This is a genomic window from Nitrospirota bacterium, from assembly GCA_015233895.1.
GTDB lineage: Bacteria > Nitrospirota > Thermodesulfovibrionia > Thermodesulfovibrionales > Magnetobacteriaceae > Magnetomonas.
On record JADFXG010000003.1, the window covers coordinates 65388 to 81012 of the forward strand.

22 protein-coding genes are annotated in these 15625 nt (G+C 43.2%); 15 read left to right on the forward strand and 7 right to left on the reverse strand.

Annotated elements, in window-relative coordinates; all coding sequences use genetic code 11:
- The first annotated feature begins 22 nt into the window (after positions 1-22).
- The 7 genes from napG to HQK88_04010 all read left to right on the forward strand — a co-directional run bounded on the left by napG (position 23) and on the right by HQK88_04010 (position 4832).
- Positions 23-772: a ferredoxin-type protein NapG gene (gene napG, locus HQK88_03980; GenBank protein MBF0615962.1), complete on the forward strand. Its 750-nt coding sequence runs from the start codon at positions 23-25 to the stop codon at positions 770-772.
- 7 nt (positions 773-779) lie between these two features.
- Positions 780-1568 carry a quinol dehydrogenase ferredoxin subunit NapH gene (napH, locus tag HQK88_03985; protein MBF0615963.1) on the forward strand — a complete coding sequence of 263 codons (789 nt, stop codon included), beginning with the start codon at positions 780-782 and terminating at the stop codon, positions 1566-1568.
- A 12-nt stretch (positions 1569-1580) separates the two neighbouring features.
- Positions 1581-2108 (forward strand): nitrate reductase cytochrome c-type subunit, encoded by a 528-nt coding sequence (locus HQK88_03990; protein MBF0615964.1) that lies wholly within the window; start codon positions 1581-1583, stop codon positions 2106-2108.
- A gap of 1 nt (position 2109) precedes the next feature.
- The gene (locus HQK88_03995) at positions 2110-2346 is read left to right on the forward strand and encodes a chaperone NapD (GenBank protein MBF0615965.1); all 237 of its coding nucleotides are present in this window, start codon (positions 2110-2112) and stop codon (positions 2344-2346) included.
- Positions 2347-2426: 80 nt separating this feature from the next.
- Positions 2427-3737 (forward strand): protein kinase, encoded by a 1311-nt coding sequence (locus HQK88_04000; GenBank protein ID MBF0615966.1) that lies wholly within the window; start codon positions 2427-2429, stop codon positions 3735-3737.
- Between the two features lie 80 nt (positions 3738-3817).
- On the forward strand, positions 3818-4024 hold the full coding sequence (locus tag HQK88_04005; protein ID MBF0615967.1) for a hypothetical protein: 207 nt from the start codon (positions 3818-3820) through the stop codon (positions 4022-4024).
- Positions 4011-4832: a nucleotidyl transferase AbiEii/AbiGii toxin family protein gene (locus HQK88_04010; GenBank protein MBF0615968.1), complete on the forward strand. Its 822-nt coding sequence runs from the start codon at positions 4011-4013 to the stop codon at positions 4830-4832. The genes HQK88_04005 and HQK88_04010 overlap by 14 nt, the downstream gene beginning before the upstream one ends.
- Before the next feature lie 24 nt (positions 4833-4856).
- On the opposite strand, the gene HQK88_04015 is transcribed toward HQK88_04010, so the two are convergent.
- The 4 genes from HQK88_04015 to HQK88_04030 form a co-directional block, all read right to left on the reverse strand.
- Positions 4857-5753, reverse strand: coding sequence for a TraB/GumN family protein (locus tag HQK88_04015; GenBank protein ID MBF0615969.1), 897 nt, complete (start codon positions 5751-5753; stop codon positions 4857-4859).
- Between the two features lie 19 nt (positions 5754-5772).
- Positions 5773-6753, reverse strand: a complete 981-nt coding sequence (gene selD / locus HQK88_04020) for a selenide, water dikinase SelD (GenBank protein MBF0615970.1) — start codon at positions 6751-6753, stop codon at positions 5773-5775.
- Positions 6754-6844: 91 nt separating this feature from the next.
- Positions 6845-7228, reverse strand: a complete 384-nt coding sequence (locus HQK88_04025) for a DsrE family protein (GenBank protein MBF0615971.1) — start codon at positions 7226-7228, stop codon at positions 6845-6847.
- 106 nt (positions 7229-7334) lie between these two features.
- The gene (locus HQK88_04030) at positions 7335-8630 is read right to left on the reverse strand and encodes a DUF3391 domain-containing protein (GenBank protein ID MBF0615972.1); all 1296 of its coding nucleotides are present in this window, start codon (positions 8628-8630) and stop codon (positions 7335-7337) included.
- A 404-nt stretch (positions 8631-9034) separates the two neighbouring features.
- Between HQK88_04030 and HQK88_04035 the strand changes: the two genes are divergently transcribed.
- From HQK88_04035 to HQK88_04065, 7 genes are all read left to right on the forward strand, one after another.
- Entirely contained in the window at positions 9035-9490 is a 456-nt protein-coding gene (locus HQK88_04035; GenBank protein ID MBF0615973.1) for a flavin reductase, read from the forward strand.
- A gap of 30 nt (positions 9491-9520) precedes the next feature.
- Positions 9521-10468, forward strand: a complete 948-nt coding sequence (gene msrP / locus HQK88_04040; GenBank protein ID MBF0615974.1) for a protein-methionine-sulfoxide reductase catalytic subunit MsrP — start codon at positions 9521-9523, stop codon at positions 10466-10468.
- A gap of 74 nt (positions 10469-10542) precedes the next feature.
- Entirely contained in the window at positions 10543-11067 is a 525-nt protein-coding gene (locus HQK88_04045) for a sulfoxide reductase heme-binding subunit YedZ (GenBank protein MBF0615975.1), read from the forward strand.
- Positions 11064-11579 (forward strand): methylated-DNA--[protein]-cysteine S-methyltransferase, encoded by a 516-nt coding sequence (locus HQK88_04050; GenBank protein MBF0615976.1) that lies wholly within the window; start codon positions 11064-11066, stop codon positions 11577-11579. Before HQK88_04045 ends, HQK88_04050 begins: the two co-directional genes overlap by 4 nt.
- Before the next feature lie 122 nt (positions 11580-11701).
- Positions 11702-12652 (forward strand): NmrA family NAD(P)-binding protein, encoded by a 951-nt coding sequence (locus HQK88_04055; protein ID MBF0615977.1) that lies wholly within the window; start codon positions 11702-11704, stop codon positions 12650-12652.
- Between the two features lies 1 nt (position 12653).
- On the forward strand, positions 12654-13484 hold the full coding sequence (locus HQK88_04060) for a sugar phosphate isomerase/epimerase (protein MBF0615978.1): 831 nt from the start codon (positions 12654-12656) through the stop codon (positions 13482-13484).
- On the forward strand, positions 13471-13917 hold the full coding sequence (locus tag HQK88_04065; GenBank protein MBF0615979.1) for a Mov34/MPN/PAD-1 family protein: 447 nt from the start codon (positions 13471-13473) through the stop codon (positions 13915-13917). Before HQK88_04060 ends, HQK88_04065 begins: the two co-directional genes overlap by 14 nt.
- 79 nt (positions 13918-13996) lie before the next feature.
- On the opposite strand, the gene HQK88_04070 is transcribed toward HQK88_04065, so the two are convergent.
- Together HQK88_04070 and HQK88_04075 are read right to left on the reverse strand one after the other, a co-directional pair.
- Positions 13997-14203 (reverse strand): cold-shock protein, encoded by a 207-nt coding sequence (locus HQK88_04070; protein ID MBF0615980.1) that lies wholly within the window; start codon positions 14201-14203, stop codon positions 13997-13999.
- Between the two features lie 139 nt (positions 14204-14342).
- Positions 14343-14543 (reverse strand): hypothetical protein, encoded by a 201-nt coding sequence (locus tag HQK88_04075; protein MBF0615981.1) that lies wholly within the window; start codon positions 14541-14543, stop codon positions 14343-14345.
- Between the two features lie 163 nt (positions 14544-14706).
- Here HQK88_04075 and HQK88_04080 point away from each other — a divergent pair, with 163 nt between their 5' ends.
- A complete protein-coding gene (locus HQK88_04080) occupies positions 14707-15153 on the forward strand; it encodes a hypothetical protein (GenBank protein ID MBF0615982.1) in 447 nt (148 codons plus the stop codon).
- Positions 15154-15242: 89 nt separating this feature from the next.
- Here HQK88_04080 and HQK88_04085 read toward each other — a convergent pair whose 3' ends face one another.
- Positions 15243-15620, reverse strand: coding sequence for a response regulator (locus tag HQK88_04085; protein MBF0615983.1), 378 nt, complete (start codon positions 15618-15620; stop codon positions 15243-15245).
- Positions 15621-15625 lie beyond the last annotated feature (5 nt).

Here is a 15625-nt window from a genome sequence, read left to right on the forward strand (position 1 = left end):
GGTTAAAAAAGGAAATGTGGGAATGACAGGAAGACGTAAGTTTCTCGAAAGGGTTGGAATTATGGCCTCGGCAGGGTTTCTTTGGATAAACCACCTGTTTGAAGCCAAAGCGGAGAGTCTTATATTAAGGCCTCCGGGAGCACGTCCTGAGCATGAGTTTATGTCTCTGTGTATAAAGTGCGGCCAGTGTGTGGAGGCTTGCCCGTTTCACACTCTAGCGCTTGCCGATTTTGGTTCCGGTAAGCCCACAGGGACCCCATACTTCATCCCGCGTCAGATACCCTGTAAAATGTGTAAAGACATCCCCTGTGTTCCGGCCTGTCCTACAGGAGCGTTAAACGCAAAAACTGTAAGTACCCCTGATGGTAAATTAAGCATTAATCTAGCACGGATGGGACTTGCCGTTGTTGACCGCAACACGTGTGTTGCCTTCTGGGGGCTTCAGTGCGATGCCTGCTACAGGGTCTGCCCACTTATTGACAAGGCCATAACGCTTGATCTGCACAGAAATGAACGAACCGGTAAGCACGCATTTATTGCCCCTATTGTTCAAAGCGAGCACTGTACCGGCTGTGGAATGTGTGAGCGGGCATGTATTAACGAGAAAGCCTCTGTTTACGTCCTGCCGCGCCACATTGCATTGGGTAAGCCTAACAACAGATATTTAAGAGATTGGAAAGAGTCCGGGGAGGAGCCTCAGGCTTTACCAACGCCTGATGCAAGCCAAAGGAAAGCCAAAGATGCACTGGATTATTTAAACAGAGGGTTTTAGTATTACTATGCTCAGACAATACAGATACACGATATTAAGAAGACTCTCTCAACTGACCATACTGAGTTTTTTTATTATGGGCAGCATATATGGGCTAAAGGTGCTCAGAGGGAATTATTCCTCAGCCAGGGTGTTTGATGTTTTAACGCTGTCTGATCCTTTTGCAGTGCTTCAAAGCCTTGTAACCGGAAATATTGTCGGCAAGCTTGCCCTGACTGGAGCACTCATTGTTGCATTATTTTATGCAATAATCGGGGGCAGGGCCTTTTGCGGCTGGGTATGTCCTATGAGCCTCATCACGGGAATTGGGAATTCGATTCGGAGGGCGTTTGACATAACTTTTTCTTATAATGCTGACAACAATACCCGGTACTTGTTTCTTATTCTTGCTCTTATTGTGTCGGCAATAGCAAAGGTGGCGGCATTTGAGTGGATAAGTCCCATAGGGGTACTTCACCGCGGGGTTATATTCGGAATGAGTTACGGATGGATGTTGATAGCGTCTGTTTTGGTTTTTGATGTGTTATTGGTACGTAACGGGTTTTGCGGCCATTTGTGTCCTCTTGGCGCATTTTATGCGCTCATTGGCCGGGGCAATTTGATAAAACCGTACTACAATCTCAGCAAATGCACTTTGTGCATGAAATGCCTGAAAGCATGTCCGGAAAAGCAGGTGCTTAACATGGTTAGCCACAAAAGCTCTTTGGTAAAATCAGGCGAGTGCATACAGTGCGGACGATGTATAGAGGTTTGTGATGACAATGCAATAACGTTTAAAAGCAGATTTTCAAAATAATAAGGAGGAAATATGAAACCAAAAAACACACGGGCTTTTGTAAAGTTGATAGTGGGCTTTGTTATAGTGCTTATGGCATTACCGGTTTGTGCTGGACAAAACTCTGTCTCAGAAGACGAAATGGGTTTAAGAAAACATTCTCTATTTGATGAAAACAATGTTCAGAGTATAGAAGATAAGACGGTAAAACCTCCTCCCGGACAAAGCACAAGGTATGACCGTTCATTTGAAAACAGTCCTCCCCTTATACCTCACAACATAGAGGGATTGAATGTTATTACAACTGAACAAAATTTGTGCATGGGCTGCCATATGCCTGAAAACGCAAAAGCCGTTAACGCAACCCCTCTTCCAAAAACACACCTTCTTACCTCTGACAGCACCAAACTGGACGGTAATACTTATAACTGTGTCCAGTGCCACGTACCTCAATCCGATGCCAAACCTCTTATTGATAATGAATTCACACGGACTTTCAGAAACAAGAAATCCCGCACCAGTTCAAATCTCTCGGAAATCCGTAAAGAGGGGATAAATTAGAGTGGAAATTTCCAGTTTGGTAGTAAAGACTGCTCCTGAGCATCTCAATGAGGTGCTCAGGACACTGGAATCCTTTGGAGGGTGCGACATACATTTTAATGACGAAAGCGGAAAAATTGTAATCACTATCGAATCATCTTCAAATGATGAAATGATAAAGAAAATGCAAGAAATCATTGATATTAAACACGTTGTAACTGCGGACCTTGCTTATACTTATTCCGATGAGAATCAATAAACTTATAAGGAAAACTTCAAAACTTGTCAAACCAACGTAACTTTTGCTATCTTTAAAGCAGACCAAAAGGAGTAGTTGAGTTGGCAGATACGAAAATAGAAAAGCTGGGCAAGTATGAAGTAAAAGAGGAGATAGGGCGCGGCAGCATGGGCGTTGTCTATAGGGGGTTTGACCCGTTTTTAGACAGAGAGGTAGCCTTAAAAGTGGCTCTCTCTGATATGATGCAAGATAAGCACTTCTCACAAAGATACAGCAGGATGTTTTTTAACGAGGCCAGAGTTGCCGGTATGCTTGACCACCCTAACATAGTACACGTTTATGATGCCGGAATGGAGGGCAGTTACAGCTACCTTGTCATGGAGTATATAAAGAGTGGGAAAACCCTGCGGGATTTTTCCAGAGCGTCTAATCTTCTGCCTCAGGAAAAGGTACTTGCCATAATATTTAAGTGCTGTAAGGCTCTTGACTACGCACACACGCTCGGTGTTATTCACAGAGACATAAAGCCAGGAAACATCATGCTTACAATGGACATGGAGGTTAAACTAGGGGATTTCAGCGTGGCTCAGATAGTTAAAGGCGATGAGACCCAGGTGGCAGGCTTTCTCGGCTCTCCGCTTTACATGTCCCCGGAGCAGGTTAAAGAAGAGGAGCTAACAAACCGCACGGATTTATATTCGCTCGGAGTGGTCATGTTTGAGCTTTTAACCGGAACCCCTCCGTTTAGTGGCGAAAATGTATCGAGCCTCATTTATAAAATAATAACCGAGTCCCCTGTTAATATCAGACAGATTAAACCCGACATACCAGAAACAATTGAAAATATAATTAAAAAAGCGCTAAGCAGAAACCCTGACGACCGCTACCAAAGAGGACTTGACTTTGCCGCCGATATAAGCCATGCCTATAGAACCCTGAAACACTCCGGACAGGGAATCAAGGAGCAGGAGAAATTTGAAAAACTAAAGAAACTCGATTTCTTCAGGGATTTTTATAACTCCGAGCTGTGGGAGGTTATAAAGGCCTCCGACTGGGTGGAGTTTGACGAGGAGCAGCGGATAATAACCGAGGGGGAGATAGACGAATCTTTTTACATCTTAGTCACAGGCGAGGTGTATGTAAAGAAGGGGGATAATGTCTTAGTTAAGCTAAAACACGGGGACTGCTTTGGAGAGATGGGGTATTTGTCAAAATCCCGCAGAACCGCAGATATCATCTCCTTTACACAGGTGTCTTTGCTTAAGGTAAATGGCTCGTTGATTGATAAGGCATCGGTACACTGCCAACTGAGATTCAACAGGGTTTTTTTAAGGACACTGATAGAGCGCCTGGCAAGAACTAGCGAAAAACTCGCCAAAGACCGTCCGTCAAGCACATTAGATTCGCAGTAAGTAAGAAAAAAGTCCAGGCTCTGAGTTATGTGTACAACAAAACGTTTGCAAAACATCTCACCGAGTGATATTCTATAAATATGAGCGACCAACTAAAAGACATAGAGATGCTCTATCGCACTGCCTTTGAAAAATATGGAGCTATTGCCCTGTGGAGCAGCCGCCCCGTGCCAAATCCAACCCGTGCCGATGCAATGGCTATTACTCGGGCTCTCAGGACGCATGGCGGTATGAACGGGCGGAGGCTTGCCGAACAAATTGAAGAGGCCTGCAGTGCCACTCACTAAGTTGCAATCCCACGTCCTGCGGATATTGGCGATGCAGCGCAGTCCGGATAGTTATATTGCTGGGGGCATTGCTCTTAACCGTGAGGGCCCTCGATTTTCAAATGATATAGATATTTTTCAGGACTCCGAGGATCGTCTTGAAACGGCTGCCGAGGCAGATGTTGCTGCCCTTAGTAAGGCAGGCCTTACGCTGAGCACCCTGAAAATCAGAACAGGCAAGCGCGAAGTCCTCGTTGAAGGGCTAAACGAAAAGATGATGCTTGAGTGGGTGGCAGATAGTGATTTCCGTTTCTTCCCTACACAGACAGATGAACTTTTCGGATATGTACTTCATCCGGTTGACCTAGCAACGAACAAAGCATCTGCGGCAGCAGACAGGCGTGTCCCGCGCGACGTGGTTGACCTTGTTACGATACATGAAACCATACTGCCGCTTGGAGCTGTAATAAGTGCAGCAGTTGGAAAATTCCCGGGCATGACTCCTGAGGAGATGCTTTCAGAAATCACAAGCCACAGCCGTTTTACGGCTGAAGAGTTCCGCGTATTGGCAATGGAACGGCCAATTGATGTCCCTGGCCTGCACAAACGAATCCGACGTATGTTAGAGGATGCAGAGGAGTTTATCAGCGCTTTGCCAAGTTCTGACGTTGGCGTGGTTTTTCTTGACGGCGACAGAGCGGTACAACCTGATTTGAACGCATTGAGCCGTTATCAACGCAACGCCGGAGCGCGTCGGGGAGTGTGGCCTTCAAGTCCTGACATCTTAACTGCTATGCTGGAAAAGTACAATCTGCCAAAGCCGCTATAAGCCTTAATTGGCCAAAAGGTACCACTACTGTCTTATCACCTCAACCCCACGTTTTTTAAGCAGATTAACCAGACCATTGTCTCCGATTAGATGTCCTGTGCCGACAACGACAAGGTAGTTTTCCGTTCCTTGCAGGAAATTTTCTATCTGTGGCAGCCAGTTCCTATTTCTGTCAATGATGAGTTTTTTATAAAGCTCCGGATAATCCTTAAAACTACTTAAGAGGACATCTTTAAGTGTGTCGTCATCTCCTGTAAGCCATGAGTTAACGACAGTGGAGGCTTCTTTTTCTGTCATTTCTATCTCTTTAATCGTTTGAAGGAGCAGCATCTCCTGCGTTTTTTCAGGTAAAGTGTTAAAAAGACCCAATTGATACTCTGCTGTTTCAAGCTGCATTATCTTTTTACCCTCAGCCCTGCTGCGCATCATAAAGTAGTTATCCACCCCATATTCCGGAGAAAAACCATAGCTTTGTAGTTTGACGCTATAAATCATCAGCGCTAAAAACCATGGCTTTGCAGTATTATACTTAGCAATATCAAGCCCTGATGACTCCACTTGCGCTTTGGCAATTTTGTAAGCTCCCGTTGATAAAACACCTTTAAGAGTTTTGCCGTTATGGTAAAACCCCTGCTGTTTTGTCAGAGACGCTATCCTCTGTCCCTGACCGCTGGCGCCAGTGTCAGCCTCTACAACAAGGATTTTGGAATCATTATAAGCATTTTCATAGGGCTTGCCAAGCGGATAGTTCTCTACCTTTAAGAAATGGATAGAACCCAGTAAATACACCGTGTTGGTTTTCGACTTTACTTTCCACAAACAGTTTTTGTCGCTAACGTGTGACGGCTCTTCTGAGTTTGCTCCCTGAGCCAAAAATATAAAAAAAACAATTAACCACAAACTATGCCACTGTTTTCTCATCTGTTATACGTTACCCTTATTAATTGATTTTTAGAATTCCGGTGCCCTTAGTAACATATCCTATGGTTTTATAAAACACGCCAGAGTTTTCAAAGGCATTCATGTTGTGTTTTCCGATAGTGATGAGAAGTCCTCCGGAGGTCTGAGGATCGGAAAAAATGTATTTTAAATGCTCAGGAATGGATTCACTAAATTGCACCCTGTTTGAAAAAAAGTTAAGATTCTTTTTTGCTCCGCCCGGGAAAATCCCCTCCTTTGCCAGTTCTACTGCGGTATCCATTACAGGCACACAGCCGGAATCTATGACAAAGTTAACGGCAGCCTCCTTTAACATGTTGCAGGCATGGCCTGTAAAGCCAAAACCGGTAACATCCGTGCATGAAGTAGCATCCGCATTAAGGGCAGCCACGGAGGCGGCACAATTCAGAGTCAGCATCCACTTTACTGCCTCCTCTATTTGTGTGTTGTTAAGCAGCTTTCGTTTCAGAGCAGTAGTTATAATTCCAATGCCAAGGGGTTTTGTTAATACAATGATGTCACCCTCTTTTGCTCCTGATTTCAAAAGGATTTTGTTTTTATCTACAGTGCCCGTTACGGAAAGTCCAAACTTTAACTCCGTATCCTCGAGACTGTGGCCGCCTAAGAGTGCAACCCCTGCTGTATTAAGCACACTTTGGGCTCCGCGCAGAACCTCCTTTAACACGTCAGTTTTGTAATCGCACAGAGGGAACGCGGCCACTGCCAACGCAGTTATAGGAGTGCCGCCCATGGAGTAAACATCGCTTAACGAATTAGTGGCGCTCACTGCTCCAAACGTGTAGGGATCATTTACCGGAGGTGTTATAAAATCCACCGTCTCAACAAAAGCCGTATCTCCGATAAGATACACTCCGGCATCATCACCGGGGCCTACCAGCACCTTAACGCGCAAGCCGCTCTGGAGGCTGTCTCCCAGTGAGCCTATCAAATCCTCCAGGTCCGCCGGACCCAGCTTTGACACTCACCCGGCTGCTCTAACTTTTTCCGTTAACTTGTAGTCCATTTTTCTCTCTTTTGGTTTATCAAGTTACACTTTAGCTGTGAGAAAATTTCTAAAATGTAAGCCCCTGTCTGATAAGAAGCATCTCTCCCAGAAAACTCCCCGGTCGAATTTCGCTGTTTTTAATGAGTTGCGCCTTATCCAGTTCATAGTGCTTAACACATGAGGCACAAATGTAAAACTTTGCGTCAAAATCATCTGTCAGAGTTTTTATCAGGTCTGAAATTAGCGAAAACTGATCTTTGTGCTGCCAGATAAGTGTCTCGGCAAATCCCTCTTTTGCCAAAAGCACCGCTTTATCCATCAAAAAAAAATCTACCACCGTACCGTAAGCTCTCATATTGACAGCAAGTTGAAACGCCCCCGCTACCGCATCCACACTGTCGTGGGAGTGGGTCATTATAAATACAAACTTCTTATCTGCATTTTCACTCAAGGCAACCACCTCCGCTCTTATGATTTTACATAGCTTAGTTATTGTGCATCTTTACGAGGAAAATTTTCAAGCAGATTTGAGTGCCTTTAGTGGTTAATTCCCTGCATTAATTTCCCAGCATTTTTACGAAACTTAGAAAAATCTCCATATCGTAATCCTCAAGTTGGCTGCGAATTATAGAAAGGGCCTCAAAGGAACCAAACGCCTTCTTATACGGACGTGCGGTGGTCAGTGCATCATAAACATCCGCCATGGCTACCACCTTTCCGGCAAAATGGAGATCCTCTGCCGCAAGTCCATGCGGATAACCCTTGCCCGTCATCTTTTCATGATGTTCGGTTAACGAGTAAATTGTTTCCTTTGAGATGTCTGAATGAAAGCTTAAGAGTTTTTTACCAATAAGAACGTGTGACTTCATTACTCTGAATTCGTCATCTGTCAGCTTGGTCGGTTTGTTTAGTATTGAGTGTGGAATCTTACACTTGCCTATGTCGTGAAGCATACCCCCCATTGCAAGGGCAAATATTTCGGTCTGCTTATTCATACCAAGACTTATAGCAAGGCCAACTGCTATTACACTTACATTTACACAGTGTGTGTAGGTATAGTAGTCAGACTTATTTATCGTAAAAAGTCCGTTAGTCAATGAATTGTTTTCCTGCATCGAGCTTACAATAGCATCTATGTTTTGCTGGCAATCTTTTAATTTCGTACCGGAGCGTGGGTCGGCAAGCAGCTCCTCCATCAACAGCTTTGAGTTTTCCTTCACCACCCTGTTTCTGATTAGCTCGGATGAACCGTTTGATGACTTTAAACTCATTAGCTCGGTAAGGTATCCCTTATATTTGGCTTTGTCATCACTGTGTATCAGGAAATCGCCCTCAACGGCTAATATTTCATCTGTGATGGGGATATCTTTACCTTTGAACATAAATAACTTCAAGATGCGCAAATCCCTCTTTATATACATAGGAAAGTTAACATAAGTACCCACAAGTAAAGTTGTCTTATCTATATGACTATAATTGTTAAATTCGCTGTAAAACTTATCGAGGTCCTCTTTTGTATATGGCAAGCCATCGAGTTTGTCCTCTTCGGAGCCCTTCTTATATAACACGGCCTCATCCATTTCCACATGGCCTTCAACATCCAATATTTCTTCTTTTTTTATGAATTTTATCTTATCCAGTTCTTTTGAGACATCCGTTTTCTCCTCTAAAACCTTGCTCTTGTCCGGATCTATAAAAACATATGAAATTCCAGCGTTCTTTAGCTTACTTATTTGTTCATCAGACCTTATAAGGAGACGATCGGTCAAAAACGGCGTTTTCTCCCACGCGACATCCGTCCCGTCAAGAAACATCCCTACCCTCAAATCACTTACACTTATTTTCTGTCTCATTTAATTCCCCCCAATCGTATAAACAGACTATGTACAGCGCTCATAGTGTGGCTGCATGCACTCCCCCTTAGCAAAGTGCAAATAACCGCATTGTATTATAACTTATTATAAATAATATGTGACTGTTTAGGAAATAATTTTTAAATAAATTTTTCATGGCATTAAATATTTTTTAGCCGCATATGTTATACCAATTCGAGACCGTTGCGAAATCCTCAAGATGTAGAATGATTATTTGCCAATTAAGGATTTTTTCAATTTACTAGTCCCTTAACCGTATTCTATATTTTGGTAAAACAAAAACACGCCAAATTGCCTTATAAAGAAATTCGCCGACCTTGAACTTTGGTGTTGCTTTAGGCTAAACTTTAATTAACAAATAACCGCAAAAGAGGAGGGAAAGTATGCAAACTGTAGTAGCAAAGGGTATAACACACGGTGTCTATGTTATAACAGTAAACGCTGGCGGTAAGATTAACGGCATGACCGCAAGCTGGGTCTCACAGGTGTCTTTTAATCCTCTGATGTTAATGGTTTCGATAGCTCCGGGCAGGTATTCAAATGAATTGATAAAAGAGTCAGGGTATTTTGCAATAAATGTCTTATCTGCAAAGCAAGACGGGGAGGCCAGGCTTTTTGGTTTCAGTAGTGGCAGGGATGTTGACAAGTTTAAGAATACCGCTCATTTTAAAGCTCCAAACGGCTCACCTGTAATTGAAAGCGCTATGGCTTATTGTGAATGTAAGCTTGCTCACGTGTTTTCAGCAGGAGATCATGAGCTTTTTGTTGGAGACGTTGTTGCTGCAAAACTTCTGAAAGATGTTAACCCATTACTGTTTGCATGGGACAAATTCTTTTAACTCAGAGAGCGTTAAAGTGAGGATAACTGTATGCTTATAAAAAAAGCGGATGATATAAAGAGTTCTGAAATCACAGATGAGTCTTTGTACCTAAAACGGAGAAGTTTCCTTGTGACGGCCTTTAAGGCCTTAGCATTTGTCCTTGTGCCGTCTGTGGGTTTTTCAGAAGAGCTGCCTCAGGGAAAAAAGTTATCATTTACTCCTGATAAGAGTTACACAGTAGAGGATGACAAGACATCCTATGATAAAGCAGTAAGCTACAATAACTTTTACGAGTTTTCACTTAATAAAGAAGATGTTAAAGACTTAAGCCGCAACTTTAAGGTGCGCCCATGGACAGTAACCGTTGACGGATTAGTAAAAAAACCAACCGTCTATGACATTGACCACCTCATTAAAACATTTCCTCAAACTGAACGTACTTACCGTCACCGATGCGTTGAGGGCTGGTCTATGGTAATTCCATGGATAGGGTTTCAGCTATCTGACCTTATTAAGCAAGTGGAACCTGATTCCCGCGCAAGGTACGTTAAGTTTACATCACTTTATAACCCTGAGGTTATGATTGGCCAAAAAACGGGTACATTAAACTGGCCATATGTGGAGGGGCTGAGGCTTGATGAGGCTTTAAACCCTCTCACTCTTTTGGCAGTAGGGATGTATGGCCATGAAATGCCAAATCAAAACGGTGCACCGCTTAGGCTTGTAGTTCCGTGGAAATATGGATTTAAAGGTATTAAGTCAATAGTAAGGATTACTTTTACCGATACTATGCCTGTAACCTCATGGAATTTAGCAGGCCCAACTGAATATGGTTTCTATGCCAATGTTAATCCCAATGTTGATCATCCACGGTGGAGCCAGGGGACAGAAAGAAGGATTGGTAATTTTTTCAGACAAAAAACCTTGCTTTTTAACGGTTATCAGAAAGAGGTGGCAAGTCTTTATACCGGTATGGATTTAACTAAAAATTTTTGAGTAGCGAGGATAAAAGCCCTGGCGAAAGAGTCCATGTTTTAAGGGCTCTTATATTTATTCTTTGCCTGGGTCCGTTGCTATACTTAATACTCTTAGCGCTGACTGGTTCACTTGGGGCTAATCCAATTGAAAAACTTATCCGCATTACAGGAACCTTCACTTACCACTTTATCATACTGACACTTGCCGTAACTCCGGTCTATGACATCTTGAAAATAAATCACGTACAGCGATATAAAAAGACATTCGGGTTGTTTAGTTTTTTTTATGCGTCGCTTCATTTTATGCTATATGCCGGTGTCGATCATTTTTTTAATTTTATGGAAATATTTGAAGACATGATAAAACACAAAAGAATATATGCAGGGGTTGGGGCTTATTTAATTATGATTCCACTGGCTGTGACCTCAACACGTTGGGCTAAGAGAACTCTTGGCGGCAGGAGATGGAGGGGGTTGCACAGACTATTTTATCTCAGTGCCATTGCCGCCGCCGCACACTACCTGCTGGTTGTTAAAAGAGATCTGAGAGAGCCTGTAATATATTTTACAGTTGTGCTCCTGTTGTTATTATACCGCTTGAGGCACATAAAGGCATGAAAGAGGATACGTATTTTTTTGACTATCTGAGCACACAATTTGGCAGGTTCTTTCTGATTTTTTCAGACACTGATGTTAAGGGGACAACATTCAGGGCTCCGGAAAACGCAGAATATAAAAAGTGCAGCTTGACGCTGTTTTCAGAGCTTGATGAGTATTTTTGCGGTAAAAGAAGAGAATTTACGACGGGTTTGATAACTCTTTCTGATATAACCCCCTTTAGACGTTCTGTCTATGATGAGCTGTCAAGAGTGCCGTTTGGGGAGGTGGTAACGTATGGTGGTTTGGCACAAAGAGTTGGCAAACACGGTGGGGCAAGAGCAGTAGGGCAAGCAATGAGACTCAATCCCTTTCCTGTACTAATCCCTTGCCACAGAGTTATAAGCAGCAACGGCTCGCTGGGAGGGTACTCCGAGGGAATTGGTATTAAGAGCAAACTTCTGGAATTTGAAAAAAAGAACGCATATATTAACTTTGCAAAATCACATAAAAATTTCACTTCTCTTTTATAAAAAATTTTATTAAAAAATATAAAAAATTGGACACTTTAATATGTAATGTAGTAAATTATACGTGGTTGAGTTTAGATGGCTGAAGGCGGCCGATAAAAATGCGAACGCAAGAGGTGAGGTAGATGTCAACATCTGGCAGACCGGCTGGGCAAGGCAGTTTGTTGCTTGTTGGATCGCTTGGGTTTGTAGGCACGGAACTAGCTAATGAGTGTTTGTTCCAAGGCAAGCATTTGCGGATATTAGTACGTCCGGAGAGTTTGAGAGATGCCGATAAGCTTAAGAAGGTATCTTTACTAAAAGCAAAAGGCGCACATGTTGTAGAGGGCAGCCTTGAAGACATAGAATCCCTTAAAAAGGCTGTTGAGGGAGTAAAAATTGTCTTAAGCGCTGTCGGCATTAACAGTGTGGAAAGCCAGGGGGATCTCATACAGGTTTCTGCAGAAGCCGGCGTTGAGAGATTTATTCCGTCTGATTTCGGTCTGAACCCTTACTATGTTGGGGTTGGCATTAGTAATGTGCTTGACATGAAATTACGAGTACATGAAGCAGTGTGGGATAGCCGCATTGGTTATACTTTTATTTATGCCGGTTGTTTGATGGAGTGGTACGCAGTTAATCTGGGAATGTTTTCTTATCCGGAGCCTGCTCCTCCTTTGCCTCAAGTAACCGATGTTTACGGCTCTGGCGATAAACTTGCTGCCTTAACTCTGGCCCGGGACGCTGCAAAGGTCACAGTCAGAGCGCTCGATGACCCCGCAATGCTTTACAAACATGTACATATAATAGGCGAAGCTATTTCCCAAAATGAGATGATCCGGATATTTGAGTCATACTTTGACAGCCGGATTGAAAGAGTTCCTATAAGCTTTGAAGAGCTTCAGCAGACCATTTCTGATGCAAAAGAGGATAAGGATTTTTTCACATTAATAGTAGCCCAGCTTGCCGATGCTATATGGATGCGCGGCCGCAGCGCTGTTGTCCCCGACAATTGTGTAAACTCTGTTGTTGTTTACCCTGATATTAAAATGACCACATTTACAGACTTTATCAAAACTGTTAAATACAGCCGTTAAAGTGTGCCCAAAGCGTATCAGAATAGGCAATCAAACAGCATTCTCTGCTGAGTCTCCGGAAACCCCTTTCAATTATGCAATAGAACACTCCTTTGACTCTTTTGAATGGTTCCCGGACAAAAAAGATTATGGGCAGGGCTGGCTTGAGGGTGATATCAGCGATGTAAAGCGGTGTGAAATCCGCGCAAAAGCCCTGATGTACGATATAGCGCTTTCCGTTCATGCTCCGGTCACGTTTAACCCTTTAGGAGGCGGCAGCGTTGAGCATTTCACCGTCACTCTTGACTTCGCCCTCGATATAGGCGCCTCCCTTATCAACATACACTTGTTTACTGAGGAGGGAATTCCTGCATTTACCAGGGCTCTCATACCGCTTATTGAGTTAACAGCAAAGCACGGGTTGAAACTTTCAATTGAAAACACAACCACAACATCACCTGAGGACTTTAACGAATTGTTTGCGGTTTTAAAAACGTATAAATCTCTCAGCACGGACCATGTCGGAATCTGTCTGGATATAGGACATGCCAATGTATTTTACGGCACAAGAAACAATTTTCTTAGATACATGGATTTGCTTTTAGACACTGTACCTGTCATACATCTGCACATCCATGAAAACTATGGGGACATTGACAGCCACCTGACTATTTTTACAGGGCCATCGTCCACAAATCCGCTCGGTCTGAAGTGTTTTATCAAACGGCTCAAAAAAAGGAATTTTACCGGTATGATGGTTTTGGAGCAGTGGCCAGCTCCACCTTCTGTTCTTAACACAGGCAGAGACAAAATTCTTGAATTGATACGGAGCTATGAATATGAACAGACTTAAACTTAACAAAGAAACACTCCTGCAGATATTCAATCATGCCGTAAGTACGTATCCTGAGGAGTGCTGCGGGATTGTAACTAAAGATGGCCAAACTGAAAAAGTCCACTATTGCAAAAACATACAGAATGAACTTCATAAAAGCGATCCGGAAAGACATTGCCGCACAGCAGCGACCGCATACGCTATAGACAGGGACGAGGCACATAGGATATTTTCAGAGGCTAACGCCTCAGGGGGAACCGTTGCAGCATTCTACCACTCACACCCTGACCACGAGGCATACTTTTCCGAGGAGGATGTAGCAGCACAGACTGTGTTTGGCGAGCCGGAATTTCCGGACGCATTGCAGATTGTTGTATCAGTCAGGCTCGGAATTATAAACAACCATAAATGTTTTTACTGGAACGGCAAGGGCTTCGAAGAGCTAACCTGATCTCTTCAAAACACCACCTCGCCACCCGCCACAGCCTTAAAAGCTAATCTGATCTGGACATCGCCGCTCCATGTACTATTTAGTCCACTGGGGTTACTTCAGTTGCCTTTAACCCTTTATTGTCTTCAATAATTTCAAAAGAGACACGCTGCCCCTCTTCTAATGTTTTAAATCCGTTGCCTTGAATTGATGTGTAGTGCACAAACACATCCGGCCCCTCAGTTCTTGAAATAAAACCATAACCCTTGGTCTTGTTAAACCACTTCACTGTTCCTTCTAACGCCATACTTAAAAACTCCTTACTAAATATTTACTGCCATTAAAAACGGACACTTCAATTTAACCTTTTTACGGGGCTTCTTGTCAAGAGAAATGATTTGTTTTTTTATCACGGTTTGAATTCTTTAATTAGACAGTGAATTGCGTTATACCAGGTTGCGCTCAAAGATATAAATAAAAAACTGGATTCCTGCCTTCGCAGGAATGACAGAAAAGGGACAGACTGACAGAAAAGGAAGCCCAGCCTCCTTTTCATCCCGCACCACCCTTTTGTCATCCCGCACCACCCTTTTGTCATCCCGCACCACCCTTTTGTCATCCCGCACCACCCTTTTGTCATCCCGCACTTGTTCGGGATCCAGTCCTTTTTTAATTATATTAGCTTTTTGGCAGCAACTCGGTGTTAATCATGAGCTAAATCATAGACCCTCTGGCTACAATATATTAAAGTAGAGATAAGCTATACAAATGAAGCTAAAATAATTAATTAACGTAATGGAGGAAACAACAATGTCAGATGAATGTCCATCGTGCTCATCGGTGAGGCCGCATGAGCCTGAGAGCGCAAGCGACTACAGGTTAACCCACTGGCCTATACAGATAAACCTAATGGGAACAACAATACCGTTTTTAAATAATGCTGATTTGCTTGTTGCAGCTGATTGCACGGCGTTTGCCGCCTTAAATTTCCATGATAGATTTCTAAGAGACAATAAAGTGCTCATTGGCTGCCCAAAACTCGACAACGGACAGCACTATCTGGACAAGTTTACCGAAATATTTACCAACATGGCAATCAAGAAAGTAACCTGTCTGAGAATGGAGGTGCCGTGCTGTGGGGGTATGACCGCAATATTAAATGAAGCTATGAACCGCTCTGGTAAAGAGATTCCTCTTTATGAGACAATTATCGGTGTTAAGGGAGATTTGCTAAACGAAAGAAAACTAAGGGGATAGACTTGTATAGTGCAGCAGATGCTCTTCGTAACCATTAGAAACTATAGTTTAAGGCATCACTGCACGTTTCTATTCTATTATTTTTGATATTACAAACCAGCAGGTGCTAAGGCTTTCCCTATGGCTGCTCTCAGGTCGTTAGGCGTGAAGGGTTTTGCAAGAAAATCAAAAGCACCCTTCTCCATTGCGTGGCGAGCTAGCTCCATCATGGCAAATCCGGTTATCATTATCACTTTTGTCTTGCTTGATTTGTTTAAAGCCTGCTCCAACACATCGATTCCATCCACGTCGTCCATCCGGACATCTGTCACAACAACATCGAATTCTTTTTCACTGATTCGTTTCAGGGCCTCAGCCGGAACATCGAATGTCTCTACATTAAAGCCATCCTTTAAAAGAGCTGACCGCAACTGCCTCCCTACAATAGGCTCATCATCAACCACAAGCACATTATAACCGTTTCCCATTTATC

Excerpts from the sequence above, each read along its gene's own strand:
- napG (MBF0615962.1), top strand. The coding sequence starts at position 23 with ATGACAGGAAGACGTAAGTTTCTCGAAAGGGTTGGAATTATGGCCTCG.
- HQK88_04070 (MBF0615980.1), bottom strand. The coding sequence starts at position 14,203 with ATGGCGTTAGAAGGAACAGTGAAGTGGTTTAACAAGACCAAGGGTTAT.
- HQK88_04035 (MBF0615973.1), top strand. The coding sequence starts at position 9,035 with ATGCAAACTGTAGTAGCAAAGGGTATAACACACGGTGTCTATGTTATA.
- HQK88_04050 (MBF0615976.1), top strand. The coding sequence starts at position 11,064 with ATGAAAGAGGATACGTATTTTTTTGACTATCTGAGCACACAATTTGGC.
- HQK88_03990 (MBF0615964.1), top strand. The coding sequence starts at position 1,581 with ATGAAACCAAAAAACACACGGGCTTTTGTAAAGTTGATAGTGGGCTTT.
- HQK88_04005 (MBF0615967.1), top strand. The coding sequence starts at position 3,818 with ATGAGCGACCAACTAAAAGACATAGAGATGCTCTATCGCACTGCCTTT.
- HQK88_04065 (MBF0615979.1), top strand. The coding sequence starts at position 13,471 with ATGAACAGACTTAAACTTAACAAAGAAACACTCCTGCAGATATTCAAT.
- napH (MBF0615963.1), top strand. The coding sequence starts at position 780 with ATGCTCAGACAATACAGATACACGATATTAAGAAGACTCTCTCAACTG.
- HQK88_04085 (MBF0615983.1), bottom strand. The coding sequence starts at position 15,620 with ATGGGAAACGGTTATAATGTGCTTGTGGTTGATGATGAGCCTATTGTA.
- HQK88_04030 (MBF0615972.1), bottom strand. The coding sequence starts at position 8,630 with ATGAGACAGAAAATAAGTGTAAGTGATTTGAGGGTAGGGATGTTTCTT.
- HQK88_04015 (MBF0615969.1), bottom strand. The coding sequence starts at position 5,753 with ATGAGAAAACAGTGGCATAGTTTGTGGTTAATTGTTTTTTTTATATTT.
- HQK88_04055 (MBF0615977.1), top strand. The coding sequence starts at position 11,702 with ATGTCAACATCTGGCAGACCGGCTGGGCAAGGCAGTTTGTTGCTTGTT.
- msrP (MBF0615974.1), top strand. The coding sequence starts at position 9,521 with ATGCTTATAAAAAAAGCGGATGATATAAAGAGTTCTGAAATCACAGAT.
- HQK88_04080 (MBF0615982.1), top strand. The coding sequence starts at position 14,707 with ATGTCAGATGAATGTCCATCGTGCTCATCGGTGAGGCCGCATGAGCCT.